At 23.3% G+C, this 20,731-nt stretch carries 18 protein-coding genes and 1 tRNA gene; 4 read left to right on the top strand and 15 right to left on the bottom strand.

What is annotated here, in order from left to right; all coding sequences use genetic code 11:
• From thrS to ydiK, 3 genes are all read right to left on the bottom strand, one after another.
• Positions 1 to 1,929 (bottom strand): threonine--tRNA ligase, encoded by a 1,929-nt coding sequence (gene thrS, locus GUU85_RS00575; RefSeq protein ID WP_163118991.1) that lies wholly within the window; start codon positions 1,927 to 1,929, stop codon positions 1 to 3.
• A gap of 183 nt (positions 1,930 to 2,112) precedes the next feature.
• A complete protein-coding gene (locus tag GUU85_RS00570; RefSeq protein WP_163118989.1) occupies positions 2,113 to 3,159 on the bottom strand; it encodes a 3-deoxy-7-phosphoheptulonate synthase in 1,047 nt (348 codons plus the stop codon).
• A gap of 319 nt (positions 3,160 to 3,478) precedes the next feature.
• Positions 3,479 to 4,573 carry an AI-2E family transporter YdiK gene (ydiK, locus tag GUU85_RS00565; protein WP_163118987.1) on the bottom strand — a complete coding sequence of 365 codons (1,095 nt, stop codon included), beginning with the start codon at positions 4,571 to 4,573 and terminating at the stop codon, positions 3,479 to 3,481.
• 229 nt (positions 4,574 to 4,802) lie between these two features.
• Here ydiK and GUU85_RS00560 point away from each other — a divergent pair, with 229 nt between their 5' ends.
• Positions 4,803 to 5,222: an iron-sulfur cluster assembly accessory protein gene (locus GUU85_RS00560; RefSeq protein WP_163118985.1), complete on the top strand. Its 420-nt coding sequence runs from the start codon at positions 4,803 to 4,805 to the stop codon at positions 5,220 to 5,222.
• Here GUU85_RS00560 and tyrS read toward each other — a convergent pair.
• From tyrS to GUU85_RS00540, 4 genes are all read right to left on the bottom strand, one after another.
• Positions 5,201 to 6,469, bottom strand: a complete 1,269-nt coding sequence (tyrS, locus tag GUU85_RS00555) for a tyrosine--tRNA ligase (RefSeq protein WP_163118983.1) — start codon at positions 6,467 to 6,469, stop codon at positions 5,201 to 5,203. The two genes, GUU85_RS00560 and tyrS, sit on opposite strands and share 22 nt — an antisense overlap.
• 124 nt (positions 6,470 to 6,593) lie before the next feature.
• Positions 6,594 to 8,774 (bottom strand): replication restart helicase PriA, encoded by a 2,181-nt coding sequence (gene priA, locus GUU85_RS00550; protein ID WP_254056370.1) that lies wholly within the window; start codon positions 8,772 to 8,774, stop codon positions 6,594 to 6,596.
• A gap of 23 nt (positions 8,775 to 8,797) precedes the next feature.
• Entirely contained in the window at positions 8,798 to 9,424 is a 627-nt protein-coding gene (nth, locus tag GUU85_RS00545) for an endonuclease III (protein WP_163118978.1), read from the bottom strand.
• Positions 9,425 to 10,560: 1,136 nt separating this feature from the next.
• Positions 10,561 to 11,181: a riboflavin synthase subunit alpha gene (locus tag GUU85_RS00540; protein WP_163118975.1), complete on the bottom strand. Its 621-nt coding sequence runs from the start codon at positions 11,179 to 11,181 to the stop codon at positions 10,561 to 10,563.
• A 121-nt stretch (positions 11,182 to 11,302) separates the two neighbouring features.
• Here GUU85_RS00540 and GUU85_RS00535 point away from each other — a divergent pair.
• The 3 genes from GUU85_RS00535 to tilS all read left to right on the top strand — a co-directional run bounded on the left by GUU85_RS00535 (position 11,303) and on the right by tilS (position 12,729).
• A tRNA-Val gene (locus GUU85_RS00535) sits at positions 11,303 to 11,376 on the top strand.
• Between the two features lie 28 nt (positions 11,377 to 11,404).
• Positions 11,405 to 11,557, top strand: a complete 153-nt coding sequence (locus GUU85_RS02895; protein ID WP_254056359.1) for an ATP-binding protein — start codon at positions 11,405 to 11,407, stop codon at positions 11,555 to 11,557.
• Positions 11,521 to 12,729, top strand: coding sequence for a tRNA lysidine(34) synthetase TilS (gene tilS / locus GUU85_RS00530; protein WP_367889640.1), 1,209 nt, complete (start codon positions 11,521 to 11,523; stop codon positions 12,727 to 12,729). Before GUU85_RS02895 ends, tilS begins: the two co-directional genes overlap by 37 nt.
• A 35-nt stretch (positions 12,730 to 12,764) precedes the next feature.
• Here tilS and metG read toward each other — a convergent pair whose 3' ends face one another.
• The 8 genes from metG to hisB all read right to left on the bottom strand — a co-directional run bounded on the left by metG (position 12,765) and on the right by hisB (position 20,730).
• The gene (gene metG / locus GUU85_RS00525; RefSeq protein ID WP_163118974.1) at positions 12,765 to 14,408 is read right to left on the bottom strand and encodes a methionine--tRNA ligase; all 1,644 of its coding nucleotides are present in this window, start codon (positions 14,406 to 14,408) and stop codon (positions 12,765 to 12,767) included.
• Positions 14,409 to 14,506: 98 nt separating this feature from the next.
• The gene (gene dcd, locus GUU85_RS00520; protein ID WP_163118973.1) at positions 14,507 to 15,088 is read right to left on the bottom strand and encodes a dCTP deaminase; all 582 of its coding nucleotides are present in this window, start codon (positions 15,086 to 15,088) and stop codon (positions 14,507 to 14,509) included.
• A 201-nt stretch (positions 15,089 to 15,289) separates the two neighbouring features.
• Positions 15,290 to 16,699, bottom strand: coding sequence for an NADP-dependent phosphogluconate dehydrogenase (gene gndA / locus GUU85_RS00515; protein WP_163118972.1), 1,410 nt, complete (start codon positions 16,697 to 16,699; stop codon positions 15,290 to 15,292).
• Between the two features lie 232 nt (positions 16,700 to 16,931).
• Entirely contained in the window at positions 16,932 to 17,585 is a 654-nt protein-coding gene (gene hisIE, locus GUU85_RS00510; protein ID WP_163118971.1) for a bifunctional phosphoribosyl-AMP cyclohydrolase/phosphoribosyl-ATP diphosphatase HisIE, read from the bottom strand.
• Positions 17,579 to 18,355, bottom strand: coding sequence for an imidazole glycerol phosphate synthase subunit HisF (gene hisF, locus GUU85_RS00505; protein WP_163118970.1), 777 nt, complete (start codon positions 18,353 to 18,355; stop codon positions 17,579 to 17,581). The genes hisIE and hisF overlap by 7 nt, the downstream gene beginning before the upstream one ends.
• A complete protein-coding gene (hisA, locus tag GUU85_RS00500) occupies positions 18,334 to 19,074 on the bottom strand; it encodes a 1-(5-phosphoribosyl)-5-[(5-phosphoribosylamino)methylideneamino]imidazole-4-carboxamide isomerase (protein ID WP_163118969.1) in 741 nt (246 codons plus the stop codon). Before hisA ends, hisF begins: the two co-directional genes overlap by 22 nt.
• A gap of 4 nt (positions 19,075 to 19,078) precedes the next feature.
• Positions 19,079 to 19,669 carry an imidazole glycerol phosphate synthase subunit HisH gene (gene hisH / locus GUU85_RS00495; protein WP_163118968.1) on the bottom strand — a complete coding sequence of 197 codons (591 nt, stop codon included), beginning with the start codon at positions 19,667 to 19,669 and terminating at the stop codon, positions 19,079 to 19,081.
• The gene (gene hisB, locus GUU85_RS00490; RefSeq protein ID WP_163118966.1) at positions 19,669 to 20,730 is read right to left on the bottom strand and encodes a bifunctional histidinol-phosphatase/imidazoleglycerol-phosphate dehydratase HisB; all 1,062 of its coding nucleotides are present in this window, start codon (positions 20,728 to 20,730) and stop codon (positions 19,669 to 19,671) included. Before hisB ends, hisH begins: the two co-directional genes overlap by 1 nt.
• Position 20,731: the final 1 nt, after the last annotated feature.

Below are 20,731 nucleotides of genomic sequence, written 5' to 3'. Positions count from 1 at the left end.
TTATTCCTCCATTTGATGAAAATCACGATTTATGATTTCATTTCGTAACTTTTCAATAAAAACATTAACATCAATCATATTAAAATTCTTACCTTTTCTATTACGCACAGATATTTTTTTAGAATTAATTTCTTTTTCACCGCAAATAATAATATAGGGTATTTTATGTAATATATGTTCTCGAATTTTAAAACCTATTTTTTCGTTTCTTAAATCTGATTTTATACGAATATTACTACTAGAAAATTTTTTAATCAATTTTTTAATATATTTGTCATTAACATTTGCAACACTTACGCAAACTACTTGTATTGGAGATAACCATGTTGGTAAATTCCCTGAAGATTCTTCAATTAATATACCAATAAAACGTTCTATTGAACCTAGTATTGCACGATGAATCATAATAGGAACTTGACGTTCATTGTCTTTATTGATATAAAATGAATTTAAACGTAATGGTAAATAAAAATCAAGTTGAATTGTTCCACATTGCCAATTTCTATCTAAAGAATCTTGTAAAATAAATTCAATTTTAGGCCCATAAAAAGCGCCTTCTCCTAATTGATATTCAAATGATAAATGATTTTTTATTAGCATATCAGATAAATCTTTTTCTGCTTCATCCCATAAAATATCAGTTCCAATGCGTTTATCTGGACGTGTAGATAATTTAACTAATATTTTTTTAAAATTAAATATACTATATAAATCATATATCATTTTAATACAATCATTAATTTCAGTACGTACTTGTTCTCGCGTACAAAATATATGCGCATCATCTTGCGTAAAATTACGTACACGCATAAGACCATGTAAAGACCCTGAAGGTTCATTGCGATGACAACTACCAAATTCTGCCATACGAATAGGTAAATCTCGATAAGATTTTAATTTACTATTAAAAATTTGCAGATGACCAGGACAGTTCATAGGTTTAATACAATATTCTCGATGTTCTGATAACGTCGTAAAAATCGCATTTTTATAATTATCCCAGTGTCCGCTTTTCTCCCATATTGATTTATCTATCAACAACGGTGTTTTAACTTCTTCATACTGATATTCTTTTAATTTTAATCGTACAAAATTTTGTAATTCATTAAAAATAATCCAACCTTTATCGTGCCAAAAAATCATACCTGGAGATTCTTCTTGCATATGATATAACTCAAGATGTTTCCCAATCTTTCTGTGATCTCTTTTGTCTAATTCATTTAAGTATTTTAGATGTTTTTTCAATTCTTCTTGATTAGACCAAGCGGTACCATAAATACGTTGTAACATCTTATTTTTTTTATTTCCTTTCCAATAAACACCTCCTATATTTTGCAATTTAAAATGATCACAAAATTTTATATTATATACTTGCATGCCAATATCAAAATCTACATAATTTTCATGATAATATAAAGAAACATTAATATTAGGATCAACACTATTATTTATAAAAAATATTTTATATGTTTCATTATATGCTTGAAATATTTTTTTAGCTTTAGAATGAGAAACAAACTTATTTACAATATCATATTTTTTTTTAATCAAAAGTTTCATTTGATTTTCTAATATTAAAAGATCTTTAATGGTAATCTGATCTTTCAAATCTATATCACAATAAAAACCATCCTTTGAAATATTAATTTCAGCAATTTTCCCATATGGCCATATATTTTTTATAGCATAACTTAAAAGTTGTGCACAAGAATACCGAATAATATCTAATGCTTGAGAGTCTTGTTTGCTGATGAATTTTACAATAGAATCTTGTGTGATTATAAAATTTAAATTAGCAAAATGATTATTTATAGAAATTGCAATAAGAGACTTAATGATATTAGGATATTTATTTTTAATAATTTCTATTAATGCAATAGAATTCTCGTACACCTGTTGACTTCCATCGCAAAATCTTATTACAGGCATTCTATTAAGTCCTTAATCAAAATATTATTAATTTGATAATTCAATTATCAATTTAAAAAAAATAATTATTTATAAAAAAATATTTTATATATTAAAATACAATAATTATATATTAAAAAACATATAAAATAATTTTTAATTAAACTGAATTATGCTAGTCAAAATATTTGACTAGCATATAAATTAAAAACGAGCATCTACAGCATCAGCTAATTGTCGAATAATTAAAGCACTGTCTTTCCAATTTAAACAAGCATCCGTAATTGATTTTCCATATATTAATGATTGGTTTTTTTCTACTGTTTGAAAACCTTCTTCTAAAAAGCTTTCGATCATGACACCAAATATTGCTTTAGAGCCATTAAAAATTTGATGTGCAATAGATTTAGCAACATCTTTTTGACGAATATGTTCTTTCAAACAATTACCATGACTAAAATCAACCATTAAATATTCTGATAAATTAAATTCACGTAAATTATTTATAGCTGAATTAATATCATTAGCATGATAATTAGGAATACGACCACCTCGCATGATTATATGGCCATATGGATTTCCACTAGTGTGATTAATTGTCATTTGACCATTTTTATTAGGAGCTAAAAATAAATGTTTTACTTTTGCTGCACGAATAGCATCAATAGCAATTCGTATATTTCCATCAGTACCATTTTTAAATCCTACTGGACAGGAAAGACCAGAAGCCATTTCTCTATGAATTTGACTTTCAGTGGTTCTAGCTCCAATAGCACCCCAACTAATTAAATCTGCAATAAATTGACCGATAACTATATCAAGAAATTCTGTTGCTGCAGGTACTCCTATTGAATTGATATCTAATAGTAATTTTCGAGCAATAGCTAATCCATGATTGACTCTAAAACTGCCATTTAAATCTGGGTCTGAAATTAATCCTTTCCATCCAACTACTGTTCTTGGTTTTTCAAAATATGTACGCATGATAATTTCAAGACGTTCTTTATATTTTAATCGTAATTCATATAATCGATGAGCATATTCTACTGCGGCAATAGGATCATGAACCGAACATGGACCTATAACAACAAGTAATCGCAAATCTTTTCCAGTCATGATACGAGCAATATTTTGTCTTGTTGCGATAACAGTATCCATAATCTCTGAAGTAATAGCATATTTCTTAGCCAATTCAGCTGGAGTAATTAATGGATCAATTCGTATTGTACGTAGTTCATCTGTTTTTTTCATTTTATTCTCTAAATGAATTTTTTATTCTGGAAAGAATAGCAAGATATGATAAAATCATGAAAAAATTAATTAGTACAAATTTAATTTCTAATAGTTTTTAATACTTTATAGAAAAGTGTCATATATTAGGGAGAAGAATTATTAATAGTATAATATAATAGAAATTTTAAATAGAAATAAACATAAATTAAATCTTTAAAAAATAGTATATTATAATAATTTTTTATTAATATTACGTATAAAAAAATAATTTTTGCATATATCATAATTTAGATTATATTGCATTTAAAAAATTAATCTCATTGAATTATTAATATATTTATTTATTTATTTTTAATAATGTATTTTTTTCTAAAAAAGATGCGATTGAAATACCATATATCCATGATATTATCAATCGATAAAATATAACTAATACAACTGGTCCAATAAATAAACCAATCATACCAAAAGTCAATAAACCACCAATAACTCCAAATAAAATTAATAAAATAGGTAAATCTGATCCGATACGTATAAAAAATGGTCTAAGTATATGATCGAGAATAAATACCAAGCTACTCCAAATTAATAATATTGTACCCCAAGTAGTATTATTATTCCAATACAGCCATATAATTGAAGGTATTAAAATGGGTAAAGGTCCTAATTGTATGAGACAAGAAAAAAAAATGATTATCATTAGCAATGCCCAATAAGGAATGCCTGATATTAACAGTCCTATACCAGATAATAAAGCTTGTATTAAAGCTGTCACTGCAACACCTAATGCAACAGCTCTTATAGCTTGTGTTGCTAATAAAACAATAGCATAACCATTATTTTGACTGAGCCGTAATGCAAATTTTTTCACAATTTCATTAATTTTTTCACCATTCCAATATAGTAAAGCGCTGAAAAATAACATTAGTATTAAATGGACGAAAAATAAACCACAATTTTTAACTTGTATGATAAAAAATTCTGTTGTACGTCCCATATAAGGTTTTATTTCTCGAATTAAAGCTCTTCCATCGCTATCTAATAATTCTTGGTAACTGAGAAATATTTTTTTTCCAATTAAGGGAATATCTTGCAACCATTCCAACTCTGGAAATTCTAACGCATTTGAACTTAACCAATGTATAACTGGTATGCTTGTAGCAATTAAACTATTTACTAAACAAAATACTGGGATGATAAACAAAAGTAGTAACATGATAATCATCATTATTACTGCAATAGAACGTTGACTACCAAAAAATTTTTGTATTTTTAACATAAGTGGCCAAGTAGCGATAACAATCATACTTGCCCAAGAAAATCCTAATATAAATGGTCTAATAACTAAAAAACTTATTACACCCATAGAAATAATAAATATCAGTGATAAAATAGATTTCAACAAATCTATCTTGTCTATTGAATTTTGCATATAATTATTTTTACCCCAATATTTATATATTATAAGTAATTTCTTGCAAAATTAATTTTCATAAAAAATTTATATTTCTATAGAAATATAAAATAATTATAACATTAAAAATGATAAAAATAATTAATAAAAAAAATATTGTTTAAAATTATAAATATTTAATAATAATGAAAACATTTTTAAATACTATTATTTTTTTCTTTATAAAATATTTTACAAAGAGAATATTATGAAAAAATATGCAATAAATATAAATGCAATAAATAAAACAGCATGGAACGGTATTGTTATTACTGATAATGCTATAAATCAAATGATATTTTTAATTAATTCTAGTACTAATAATAAAGGAATTAGATTAAAAATAAAAAAATCAGGATGTGCGGGATTTCGTTATATAATGGAATTAGTAAAATATTCAGATTGTAAACAAGATAATGATGCAGAAGAAGTAACTTTTTTTTATAAAAACATTTTAATATATATATTTTCTAAAGACATGCCTTTATTAGAAGGATTAAAAATAGATTTTATTACAAAGAATGTAAATAAAGTATTTAAATTTTACAACAATAAACTAGAAAAATTTTGTGGTTGTGGAGAAAGTTTTTCAATTAATTTTAATAGTTACCAGCACAATAAAGAATGATTTTTTTTACCTCTAGATAACAAAGTAAACTTGCCAAAAAATTTATCTTGATTATTAAAAATATGATTTTTTCTTATTTTTTGTCGATTAATTGAAATAGAATCTGAAATAATCATATTTTTAGCCTGAGTTCGAGACTTTGCTAATCCAGTCAAAACTAATGCGTCTTGTAAATCTTTTATATTATGTGCTTGTTCTGATGGTATACCATCTTGTTTTAATTGATCGAAATCAGATTCTTTAATATGTATATTTTTTTTTGAAAAAAGAAAATTAGTGATACGTTCAACGGATAATAAATTTTCTTTTCCATGAACTAATTCAGTAATACTTTTTGCAAGACAAGATTTGTCATAAATAATATTATTTCCAATATGCCTTTCTTTCTCTCTTTGATTAATTTCTAAAATATCTAAAAAAGTAAACATTTTTAAAAAATAATAAACATTAGAATCATCTATATTCATCCAAAATTGATAAAATTTATAAGGACTAGTTTTATCAGAATTTAACCATATAGTTCCAGATTCTGTTTTTCCAAATTTAATTCCATTAGATTGAATTAAAAGTGGGATAGTTAAACCAAAAACTTTTTTTCGGTTTTTGCGATAAATCAAATGCATACCAGAAGAAATATTACCCCATTGATCTGCTCCTCCAATTTGGAGTAACACTTTATATTTCTGATGTAAAATAAAAAAATCATATGCTTGTAATAAATTATAAGAAAATTCTGTAAATGAAATACCTTGATCAGGTCTAATTATTCTTTGTTTAACTGCAGTTCGATTAATCATAGTATTAATCGAAAAATGTTTTCCGACATCACGTAAAAAAGTTAAAATATTAATTTCATTGAACCACATATTATTGTTTAATAAAACTGCACTTTTATCTCCGCAGTTAAAATCTAAAAAATAAGAAATTTGTTTACTAATTTGTTCTGTCCATAAATTAATACTATTTTTAGAACAAAAAATACGCTCTTTTTTCTTAAAACTCGGATCACCAATTAAACTGGTAGCACCACCTATTAGGGCTATAGGTTTATGACCGGATATTTGAAATCTTCTTAAAGTAATCAAAGGCAAAAGATGACCAATATGTAAACTATTATCTGTAGGATCAAAACCACAATAAAGTGAAATAGAGTTATTTTGAAGTATTTCGTTTAAACTATTTTCATGCGAAATATATGATACTAAATTTCTATCACGTAATCTTTCAATTAAATTAAATTGACTCATAAAACCTTCTATTTTTTTATTTATATCAAATTAAATTGTGTTTATATTGATAATCTAATTTTTATAATCAAAATATTTTATTCTAATTTGTTTATAACTTCAATTAATAAAAATAATTATTATATTAATTAGGTTCAATATCTATAAACCATTTTACACGTTTTGAAATAGTAAAAATATTGATTATATCAATAGAAATATTTAATAAAGCATTTAAAATAACACGTGAAGAACATTCGATTAATAATTGATTACAAAATTTTTTTTTATTTTTCAGATCTACAGAATGATAAGGACCTATAAACCATAAAAAAATATTATATTCATAGGATTTTTTTTCTAAGATTTTACGCATTAAATTTAAAAAAATAATATTATCTTCAGAATATATGCTTTCAGCATAAATAATACTTTGGCAACTCCAAGGTGGCAGTAAAAAATTTTTTCTTATAGATAGCAATTTATCAGCAAAATCATAATACTTATTATTATATATTTTATTAAAATGTAAAGTATCTGACAATGATGTTTGTATCAAGATTGTTAAAGATTCTTTTTTAAATCGAGTTAATTGATCTAAATTTTGATAAAATTGTGAAAAATATTCTATAGAACGAAAATGAAACGAAAAATAATAATGATCAATACAAATTAAACCAATTAATTGCACGTTAGGAAAATAATAATTTTCTACAATTTCTTCTGTTGTTACAATAATATAAGGATTAGGTAAAGAAATTTTAAAAGGATTCTGATTCAATGTATTTTTATAAATTTTATTTTTATTAAATAGAAAAAATAATGGAATATTTGGAAAAATATTTTTTATATTATTTTTTACTTCTTCTAAATGAATATTTTTAATTATTAAAGATAAACTCCCGCAAGAATAACAAAATTTTGGTTTTTCTAACTTAATTAAACAAAATTTACAGAATAAAATATTACAATATTCATTTATTTCTATATTTTCTTGGCATATAAAACATGTAAATATCCACGAACATTCATTGCATGTCAAAATATAAAATAACAAACTAAATTTATTAAAAATCAATAATACTTGTTTATTTTTGCAGTTTTCATAAATTGAATTAATTAGAGTCAAAGATAAACGAAATTTTATTTTATCTTTTTTTAAATCAATAATTTTATAATTATATTTATCAGAAATATGATATTGATTAAAACTAATATATAAACATTTTTTTTTATATAAAATATTGTATAATGTCTTTAATGAAGGAGTATTTGAATCTAAAATAACAGGTATATTTGTTTTATAAGCTATTAATATCCCTAAATCGCGAATATGATATCTATATTGATTTTTGTTTTTGTATTTTAAACTATGTTCTTCAAGAATAATAATTAAACCTAATTTTAAAAAAGGTAAAAAAATACTTTTATTTGTTCCAATCACAATAGAATATTTACTATTCTTGATATTCCACCATACTGTAAAATATTGTTTATTAGTTAATTTAGCATGACAAACATATATAGAAATATTAAAATATTTTTCTAAAAACATAACAATTATATTAATATATTTAATATAAGGAACTAATATTAGCACTTGTTTACCGTTAAATAATACAGTTTTAATTAAACCTAAATAAAATTTTGTTTTATTGTATAAAGTAATATTTGTTAATAAACACGAGATAAAACATTTTTTATTTAAAATGTTATTAATTATGACTAATATTTTTTTATTTAAAAAAAATTTTTTTTTCATTGTCATATGACATGTATCTTGTAAAACGCAATTATTTGACACATCTATTTTGCATAATTTTTTATTTTCTAATTTTTTTAAAATAAACTTAGATAATTTGTATTTTTTTAATTCAGAATTTAATATACTAGTCTTTCTAAAAGTTTGTAGTGCATATAATTGTTTTTTTCTATTTTTTAAAAAATTTAAATCTAATGTTTGACCTTTTTTTGTTATTGTCCATTTTATCATCATATCTTGTAACACATAAGTTTTACGTAAACATTTTGGTAGAACAGAAAACAATAAATTTCCAACAGGACAATGATAATTTTTGCTAATCCAAATTAAAATATCTAAAACAATTGGACTATAAAGAGATTGAGTATCAATTAATGATTTAGCATATTTTAAATTTAATTGACAGATACTATTAGTTTTATAAAAATCAATTATAATACCTACAACATCTTTTGAATTGAATGGCACTAAAATACGCGCCCCAATAATGGGACGCATAAAATCAGGTATAATATATTTAAAGTGTTGTCTAATTGAAAACGGTAAAACAACTTTCACAATCATCACATATGTATCCATAAAATATATTATTTTTTTTTAAATTCACATAATTCAAATATTAAACATATATTACATTGAATTTTTCGCGCAGTACAAATATATTTCCCATGCAAAATAAACCAACTATGAACAGATAATTTAAAAATACTAGGCACAACTTTAATTAATTTTTTTTCAACTTCTTGAACATTTTTACCTGTAGCAAAATTAGTACGATTTGATACTCTAAATACATGAGTGTCTACAGCAATAGTTTTTTTGTTAAATAGTATATTTAAAATAATATTTGCAGTTTTTCTTCCAACTCCAGGTAAAGATTCCAATTCGATACGATTATTGGGAACATATCCATTATATTTAGTTAATATTAAAAAAGAAGTATGAATTATATTAGATGATTTAATATTATATAATCCAATACTTTTAATATAATACTTAAGACCTTTTTCGCCTAACAATAAAATTTTTTCAGGAGTATTTGCTATTCGAAATAATTTTTTAGTAACTTTATTCACAATTGCATCAGTAGATTGAGCAGATAAGATGACAGACAATAATAATTCAAAACTAGAAGAAAAAATAAGCTCTGTTGCAGGATTAGGATATTTCATTTGAAATAATGATAAAATTTTATAACGTTTTTCTTTATTCATAATCATGTAATTTTCAATAGTATTAATAAAACATATTGAAAATAGTATTTTATTGTATTATTTTTATAAATATATATTTATAAAATTTTTTATAAAAATTAAACTAATAATAAATATTTTAAAAATTATAAAAAACAATGAATTATCATACTCAACATTATATAATTAATAAATAAAAATGAAATTTTTTTATTATATATTTTATAATATACATATGAATAGAAGACTATTATAAATATTGATATAGAATTTTAACAAAGCACAAATGACAAAATCTATAATAAACAATAACATTTAATCATTGATATCATAATATTTTTATAAACAATGTTTTTCTGTATAAGCTTAAATAATTTTAAAAATATTTAAGAATTTATACAATAATTGATGTCATATTATAAGCGAAATGAATAAATTGTTTATCGAATTTAAAAAAAATAAATTTAAAAACAATATTATTAATATACAAAAATTTTCTATATTTTAAAACAATGAATATATGTTATATAATGTATTTATTTAACTCAAACATTTAATTAAAATAATATAATTTACATATTAAATTTTTATAATTTCCTTATAATATAGACATGTTATACTAATCATGTTTAATTAGATTTTTATAAAAATTAATACTAATTTATATTAGTATATTTTATAAATATTAATATAAAGTTTAACCATATAATTTGATCTTTCATATTACAAAATAGCATTTTATGAATCAAAATCATAAAAAATATACGATATTAACATAATATTTGTAAAATACAATATTGATATACTAAGTTCATTGTAAAAAATATTTTTTTGATTCTAATAAAATATTTATATTATATTAATCTTGACTTATTGAAATAATTTGAAAAAATTAGAAAATGACTCAAAAAAAATAGCATCATCAAATTCAATGTTTCATGACATAACAATCTGTTTTATAAAAATATTAATTATTATTAAACTTAATATTCTTATATTTTATATAAAATACGAATATTGTTAATCAATAATATTATATATTTTCTTATATGATATATAAATTTATATAAAATATATAATTTTAATATCAAATCTATTGTATAAATAAAAAATTTTATTAGTTTAATGAAGATATCAAATATCAATTTATTATATATTTATAATAATTTAATTTTTTGTTTTATTAGATGTTCTGTTGTATCCACAATTGTTTGGGTATAAAAATCAATTTCAATATTCATAATACTACTTATTGTTTTTTTAAAGATTGTTGTAGAAAATAAAGTATGTGGTATTATATTAACACAAAACTCATTTTGAGTAATATTACTAACGGTTAGACTAATACCATCAATACAAATAAATCCTTTATAAAAAAGATATTTCATGAATTTTTGTTTTGTTAATTCTAGCCATATTATATAATTATTATCGACATTAAATATATTAGAAATTTTTGCAGTAGTCATAATATGACCTGATATTATATGACCACTAATATCATCTCCAAGTTTTACTGATCTTTCAATATTTATATGATCGTGAACAGAAAGCAATCCTAAATTAGTAGTTTTTAATGTTTCTTTAATAACATCGCATATAAAATAAGAATTATTTATATCTCGAATTGTCAAACAACATCCGTTACATGCAATGGAATCACCTAATTTTAGATTTTTAGATAAACAAGAAGGGATTTTTATGGTAAAAGTATAAATATTTTTTTTCTTTTCTATAAAAATAATCGTAGCTATTCCATGCACAATACCTGTAAACATAATATTGCCTTTTAAAAATATTTGTAAAATATAATAATATTTTACATGAAAATTCATATATTTTTAAAAAATATTTGTATATTGTGATAATTATAATGTATAATTGCAACAAAAATATTTTACGTTCGTAGCTCAATTGGTTAGAGCGCTACCATGACATGGTAGAAGTTAGTGGTTCAAGTCCACTCGGACGTATTAAATATCTTTAGGAATAATGATAAATTTGATTGAAAAAATTATTCAAGAAAATATAAACAAATCTTTTTTAATTGCTTATAGTGGTGGATTAGATTCTACAGTACTACTTTATAAACTACTAAAAATAAAAAAAAAAAAAATATTCAAATACGAGCTATTCATATCAATCATAATTTAAATCCTCTGTCCATAAAATGGACTAAACATTGTCAGAAAATTTGTGTTACAAATCAAATACCATTAATTATTGAAAACATTCAAATTAAAAATATAATCAGCAATATTGAAGAAAAACTAAGAATACAAAGATATAATATTTTTTATAAAAATTTATTGCACAATGAAATATTACTTACTGGACATCATGTTAATGATCAATGTGAAACATTTATTTTATCTTTAAAAAGAGGAAGTGGTCCGACCGGACTATCTTGCATGTCTGTCAAGACTTCATTAGGAAGAAAAACTATTATTCGCCCGTTTTTAAATGTTACGAAAAAAGAATTAGAATTATGGGCTAAAAAAAATCAATTAACATGGATAGAAGATATTAGTAATTTTCAAATTAATTACGATCGTAATTTTATACGTAAAAAAATTATACCAGTATTTGAACAAAGATGGCCTTATTTTATTAATAATTGTCTACGTACAATCAAGATATGTCAAAAAGAAACTAAATTACTTAATTATTTTCTACGAAAAAAAATTTATTATTTCATTAAATTTAATGATTGTTTAAATATTCAAAAATTTAAAAATATGAAAGAAGATATGTGTACAGCATTAATTAGATACTGGCTTTCATTTAAAAAAATCAAGATACCTTCATATAAAAGTATTCAATATATTTATAAACAAATGGTTTTTAGTCGACAAGATGCTAATCCTAAAATAATTTTAAAAAATTATGAAATTAGACGATATCAGTCATCTCTATATTTTGTAAAAACTCAACCAAATATTCAAAATAAATTATTATTTTGGCATAATCCAAAAAAAACACTAAAACTACCAAATTATTTAGGATATTTAAAACTAAGTTTATACGGTGGAAATCAACTACCTGCTCCAAAAAATAATGAATTAATAAATATTCGTTTTCAATACGAAGGTAAAATTTTAATTTTAGGAAGAGATCAAAAAAGACAAATAAAAAAAATTTGGCAAGAAAAAAAAATTCCACCATGGTTAAGAAATCAAATTCCACTTTTATTTTATAATAATCTTTTTATTGCTGCTATCGGAGTATTTGTTATTAATCTGGATATTACTGATCGAAATTATTGGACAGTTTCGTGGGAAAGTCATTTAGAATTATCTCATGATAATATATTTAATTTTCATTAAAAATATTATTATTGATATAATATAATTTATCTTTTTTATTCCGTTAATTTTATCAACTCCATTATTTTTTCACGATTAATCCTTTCATATAATGATAAAAAATGATTGATTTTATGTGATAAAAGAGGTTGTTTAATATCTTCCCATGTTAATTTGACGATTAAAAATAATTCTGTTTTACATGTTAAATCAGGAATAATAGGTTTTAAAAAAATCATTACAATTCTAAAAAAATTAATACCCATTGTACATATTTTTTGTAATTGAATAAGATTTTTTTGATTAATTAAAATTGTCCATGGTTTTTTTTCATTAATATATTGGTTTGCTATATCTAATAGTCGCATAGATTCTTTTATTACAAAACTATATTGACGATTTTCTAAAAAACTTTTAATATTTACACCAGAATCTACAAAATATTTATATAATTGCGCGTCATCTAATTCGTTAGATAAATATCCATTAAAATATTTGTTAATGAAACTAGCACTTCTTGATGCTAAATTTACTAATTTATTCACAATATCACTATTAATTTTATGAATAAACTCTTCTAAATTTATTTCAATATCATCAATTTTATTAGATAACTTACTTGCATAATAATAACGTAAGCTATCTGAATCAAAACATTTAATCCAATCGCTAGCTTTAATTAAAGCTCCTCGTGATTTAGACAACTTTAAACCATTAATAGTAAGATAACCATGGACAAAAATTTTATTTGGTTTTCTAAAAGAAGCTGCTTCTAATATTGCAGGCCAAAATAAAGTATGAAAATAAATAATATCTTTACCAATAAAATGGTATAATTCATAATTAGATGTTTCATTCCAAACATCATTGAAACTTAATTGTTTATTTTTAAAACAAAGATTTTTAAACGAACTCATATAACCAATTGGAGCATCAAGCCAAACATAAAAATATTTATTTTTATGTTGTGGTATTTTAAATCCAAAATAAGGCTCATCACGAGAAATACACCACGATTTTAAACCGATCTTAAACCATTCTTTTGTTTTATTAATAATTGCATTATCTACAACTCCAGAATTGATCCAATTTTTTAACATATCACTGAAAATCGGTAAATTAAAATATAAATGTTTTGTTTTTTTTAAAATAGGCCGTGAACCTGAAAGAACAGATATAGGATTAATTAAATCTGTAGGTTCGTATGTTGCACTACATATTTCACAAATATCTCCATATTGATTCTGTGCATTACAAATAGGACAAATTCCTTTAATAAATCTATCAGGAAGAAAAATATTTTTTATATTATCATAAAATTGAAAAATATTTTTTTCTTGAATTAATCTTTTCTGATTTAAACATTTAAATACTTTTCTCAACAAATATAAATTTTCTAAACTATGTGTAGAATAATAGTTATCATGTGAAATATTAAAGTTTAAAAAATCTTGTTTATGTTCTTTTCTTATATTTTTAATTAATTCATTTGAAGATATGCCTAAATCTTGCGATTTTAACATTATCGCTGTACCATGTGCATCATCTGCCGAAACAAACCAAACTTCATGTCCACACATTCTCTGATAACGCACCCAAATATCTGCTTGAATATGCTCTAACATATGACCAATATGAATTGGCCCATTAGCGTATGGTAATGCGCAAGTAACTAAAATTTTCCTTAATATATGTGACATAATATTATACTTTTAATAAATTTTTATTATAACAAATAATATTAATAATAAACTATTTTAATACTAAATAAATAATTTTTTAAAAAATATTATCAATATTATTCTTGATGAATACGACTAGGTGTCACACCGCTTTGATTATTATATTTAGCTTCTTGTCTTAGATAATAAGGGCGCGAAACTGGCTGAGATAATACCTCAAAACTTAACGTTGCAATTTTAATTTTAGGACGCAAAACTAAAGTTAATTTCCCTGCATTAAATATTTCTAAAACAATGTTACCTTGCCATCCTGGATCAATACGATGTGCAGTAGCATGAACCATTAATCCAAGGCGAGCTAGTGAAGAGCGACCATCCAACCAGCCTACTAAATTATTTGGAATCGTAATATGTTCGAACGTTGAAAATAATGCTAAAGATCCTGGTTGTAAAAAAAATGGTTTTTCTTTAGAAAAAATTATTTCATCACTCATAATTTCTATTAACGCTAATGCCTTATTAATTTTAGAATCGCTTAAATCAAAAACAGATCTAGTATGTTCATTAAAAACACGAAATGTATTACCAAGATGTATATCAACTGTAATACCATTTATTAGTTTTTTTTCAGGATATGGTTTAATAATTAAGTCTTTTCTTTTTAACCATCTTTCAATATCTTTATCACATAAACGCATTTTCAGCCTTATCATATTAACAATTTATTTTATATAATGATTATAAGATAAAATATTTAAATCATATATACAATATAATAGCAGAAATATAATTTAATATATTCTGCTATTTTTATATCTAGTCATAAAATTTTAATTATAAAATTAATAATATTTTATACTATAAGAAATAGTAGTATATTTTCATTGTTTCTAATCTTATTATTTAATTGACCAATTAGAATGAAAATCACCTAATTTATCAATTCTTTTATAAGTATGTGATCCAAAAAAGTCTCTTTGTGCTTGAATTAAATTCGCAGGTAAATTAGCTGATCTATAACTATCATAATACGACATAGCAGTAGAAAATGCTGGTATAGAAATGCCATATTTTATTGCATATATTACTACCTGACGCAACGATTTAACATATTCATTAGCGATTTTTGAAAAATAAGGAGTTAATAATAAGTTAACTATATTTTTATTTTGAAAGTATTCTTCAGTGATTTTTTCTAAAAATTTTGCTCTAATAATACATCCAGCACGAAAAATTTTAGCTATTTCTGCATATTTTAAATTCCAATTATATTTTTTTGAAGCAGTACGTAATTGTGAAAAACCTTGAGCATAAGAAATAATTTTTCCTAAATACAAAGCTCGTCTAATTTCTTCAATAAAACTATTTTTATCGCTAATTACATTGTTTACATTAGGTCCTGTTAAAATATTTGACGCAATCATGCGTTGTTTTTTTAAATTAGATAAATAACGAGAAAAAACCGAAGCAGTAATTAGAGAAAGTGGTTCGCGAATTTCTAAAGCATCTTGACTAATCCATTTTCCAGTACCTTTATCTTGAGCTTGATCTAGAATAACATCTATTAAATACTGATTATTTTCATCTTTTTTTAAAAAAATATCTACTGTGATTTCAATTAAATAGCTATTTAATTCACTCTTATTCCATTTCGAAAATATGATAGATAACTCTTCATTGTTCAAAAATAATATATTTTTTAATAAATAATAAGATTCTGCAATTAATTGCATATCTCCATATTCAATACCATTATGTATCATTTTAACATAATGACCCGATCCATCTGGTCCAATATAGTTAACACAAGGTTCATTTTGAAATTTAGCTGATATTTTTTTTAACATAGGATAAACAAGTTGATATGCTTTTTTTTGGCCTCCAGGCATGAGAGATGGGCCGTTTAATGCTCCTAATTCTCCTCCTGAGATACCCATACCTATAAAATTAATATCATATCGAGATAATTGATCATGTCTTCTAATAGAATCTTTATAAAAAGCATTTCCTGCATCAATTAAAATATCTTTTTTTTCTAAATAAGGCATAATTAATTTAATTATATCATCAGTAGCTGATCCAGCTTGTACCATGAGTATAATACATCTAGGTGTTAATAGAGAATGAATAAAATCTTTTATTGAAAAATATGCAAAAAGATTATTATGACGATAAGTGTTAATGATTGTTTCAGTAATATTACGAGTTCTATTAAATATAGATACAGTATAATCTTTATTAGCAATATTTAAAGCTAAGTTTTTACCCATAACTGCCATGCCTATAACACCAATTTGTTGTTTTGACATTTGTTCTCCTGAATGAATAAAATAAATAGTTAACAACTATAATTATATTATATGCTATTATGAATAAATTTTTATATTAACATCATTATTATATTTTTATACAATTTCAAAAAAATATTTATATATTAATTTTAATGTTATTAAAATATAGTTTTATAAAATATAACTATTAGTAATATATTTTTGATATTATTTCATATTAAAAATCAAATCTGTTTAAAATATTATTTTATTATTTTTTGATCATCTTAATCTTATTTTTTATAAAAATATCTTTTTTATTTCTTTTTTTTAAATTTTCTATCACCATATTTAAATTCAAATCTTGATTATGTAGCAAAACAATGAGATGATAAATTAAATCTGAAGATTCATTAATTAATTCATTTTTATCTTTCTTCATAGCAGATAATATGGTTTCTATCGCTTCTTCACCTACTTTTTGAGCAATACGACCTGTTCCAGATTGGTATAAATAAGAAGTATATGACTTATCAGTATAATTATTTTTTTTATTTTCTATCAATTCTTCTAAATCAAATAAAAAATCTATATTATATTTTTTGACAGAAAAACAACTTTTATTACCCAAATGACACGTTTCTCTAATCGATAAAACTAAAATTAATAATGTATCATGATCACAATCAGTACTAATTTCTATAACTTTCAGATAATTACCAGATGTTTGGCCTTTAGTCCATAAACATTTTTTGGTACGCGAATAAAATGTTACTAAACCTTCTTGTTGCGTTTTATATAACGCTTCTTTATTCATATATCCATGCATTAAAATTTCATATGAATCATAATTTTGTATTATTACAGGAATCATACCATTAGTTTTAATCCAGTCTAGATTAGATAAATCATATTGTTTTAACATTCTCTAATTTCTATACCTTTTTTAATTAAAAAATTTTTTAAAATCTTAATATTTATGATTTTTTTATGAAACACAGATGCAGCTAAAACACCATCGGTGTTAGCATAATATAACGCCTCATAAAAATGTTCTAAATGCCCAGCTCCTCCTGATGCAATTAATGGTACTTGGCATACTTTTCTAATTTGTTGGAGATGAGAAATATCATAACCTTTTTGTAATCCGTCGTGATTCATCACATTCAACACAATTTCACCAGCACCTTTTTCTTGTACTTCCTTTACCCAATCAATTGTTTTCCAAGAAGTTTGATAAGTTTTATTAATGTCTCCTGTATATTGTTGAACCATATAACATTTTTTTTTTTGATCAAAAAAAGAATCAATTCCTACTACTGTACACTGCACTCCAAATTGATTTGAAATTTTAGTGATTAAATTTGGATCAATTAATGCAGAGGAATTAATTGATATTTTATCTGCCCCACTAGATAAAATATTTTGAACATCTTGTATATTTTTAATACCTCCAGCTACACAAAATGGGATATTAATTACTTGGGCAATTTTTTTAATCCAATGATTACTGACTAATTTATTGTTGACTGATGCAGCTATATCATAAAAAACTAGTTCATCTATACCTTCTTTTGCATAACGTTTGGCTAAAGGTATTATATTACCTACAATTTCATGATTTTTGAACTTAATTCCTTTTACTACTACACCATTTCTTACATCAAGACAAGCTATAAGTCGTTTTGCCAACATTTTAATGCCTCTTCGATTGTAAACTTCCTTTCTAATAAACTACGGCCAATAATAACACTTTTTACGCCAGTTTTTCGTAATTCAATAATATCTTTTGATGTAGAAATTCCCCCAGATGCTTGAAATGATATTGTTTGAAAATTATTCGAAATTTCTTGATATAATTGAATATTTGGACCTAATAATGTTCCATCTTTAGATATATCTGTACATAATACATGTTTTAATCCGCTCGGTAAAAAATATTCAATAATTTCTTCTAAAATAAAATTAGTTTTTTTTATCCAGCCGTTAATATATATCTCTTTACGATATTTACTATTAATTTGTATATCTAGTGCTAAAACAATTGCATCTGGACCATAAATTTCTAACCATTCTTTTATCTTTTCTTTATTTTGTATGCATGAAGAACCGATTACGACTCTTTTTACTCCTAATGTCAATAATTCATTAATATCTTTATTAGTTCTAATTCCTCCTCCTATTTGTATAGATATATTAGTAGAAGATAATATCTGATGAAATAATTTTATTTGTCTATTTTTTTGATCTTTAGCTCCATCTAAATCAACTAAATGAACAATTTTCACTCCTTTTGATTTATATTCTGTCAAATAATTTATCAAATTAATATTATATTTTTTCTGATTTAAATAATTTCCTTGATATAATCGTACTACTTGATTGTTAATTATATCAAATGCTGGAATGATCATTAAATTACATCTCCAAAAAATTTTTTAATAATTGAGATCCAACATGACCAGATTTTTCTGGATGAAATTGAACACCAAAAAAATTATTTTTGTGTATAATTGAACTAAAATCAATACCATAACTAGTAGTAGATAATGTATTTTTATTAATTGGAACAACATAACTGTGAACAAAATAAAATCTTGAATAATTAGGAATATTTTTCAATAAAGGATGTTCCGTATTAAATTGAATTCGATTCCATCCGATATGAGGTAATGGCAAATTATTATGTTTTAAATGTAATACAGGATATTTCATAATACCCAAAGTTTGAATACCATTACATTCTTCACTAAAATTACAAAATAGTTGCATACCAAGACATATACCTAAAATTTGTTGTTTTAATTCTTTGATAATATTAATTATATTTTTTTTTTGTAAAAAATTCATAACACTAGCAGCTGTTCCTACTCCAGGTAAAAAAATTTTTTTAGATTTTAAAATAACAGAAGAACGAGACGTAACTATAGAATTATAACCTAACTTTTTAATAGCTACTTGTATTGACGTTAAGTTTGCACATCCTGTATCTATAATAACTATATTCATTATAAAATTCCTTTTGAAGTAGGTAATGTACTTCCTTCAATTTTAATAGCTTGACGTAATGCGCGTCCAAAAGCTTTAAATAAACTTTCAATACAATGATGATCGTTTTTGCCTTCAGCATATAAATGAAGAGTAATTTTCATTGAATAGCATAAAGAATAAAAAAAATGTTCAATCATATTTGTGCTAAGATCTCCAACCATATTATAATGAAATTTTGCATTAAATACGAAATACGGTCGATTAGATATATCTATAATACAATTAGATTTGCTTTCATCCATAGGTAAATAAAAACCAAATCTAGATAATCCTATTTTATTTCCTAAAGCTTGCAATAAAGCATCCCCTAAAACAATACCTGTATCTTCGATAGTATGATGATCATCAACTTCTAGATCACCTGTAATCTTAATGTGCATACAAATTCCACTATGTACTGATAATTGTTCTAACATATGATCAAAAAATTTAATACCTGTATCAATTTCACTAGTTTCATCTGAATCCAGCCATAATCGTATATGAGATACAGTTTCTTTGGTATTTCGAAATACTTCTGAATATCTATTATATTTAATAATATGTTTTTTAATATCAATCCAATTAAATGATTTATCATTATATTGAATGCCTGGCAACTGCATATTTTTTGCTAACTCCATATCTGTGATGCGATCGCCAATCACATAACTGTTATTTATATTAATTTGATTTAACCAAGGCTTGAGCATATGAATTTTAGGTTTACGACATAAACAATTATCATGTGAATAATGAGGGCAAATTAATATTTCATCAAATATTATGTCTTCTGAATTAAAAATATGTAACATAAATTTATGTACACGATTGAAATTATTTAACAAGAAATTTTTACTGCCAAGTCCATCTTGATTTGTCACCATAATTAATTTATAGTTTAATTTTATTAATGCACGCAACGAAGAAATAACATGTTTTTTAAATCTTAATTGACTTATTGAGTCTATTTGATACGTATTTTTTGGTTCGTCAATTAATGTACCATCTCGGTCAAGAAATAATATTTTCTTTTTCACT

This window comes from Buchnera aphidicola (Uroleucon sonchi), from assembly GCF_011035165.1.
Lineage (GTDB): Bacteria > Pseudomonadota > Gammaproteobacteria > Enterobacterales > Enterobacteriaceae > Buchnera > Buchnera aphidicola_BE.
This window is presented reverse-complemented; position numbering and strand designations above follow the sequence as displayed.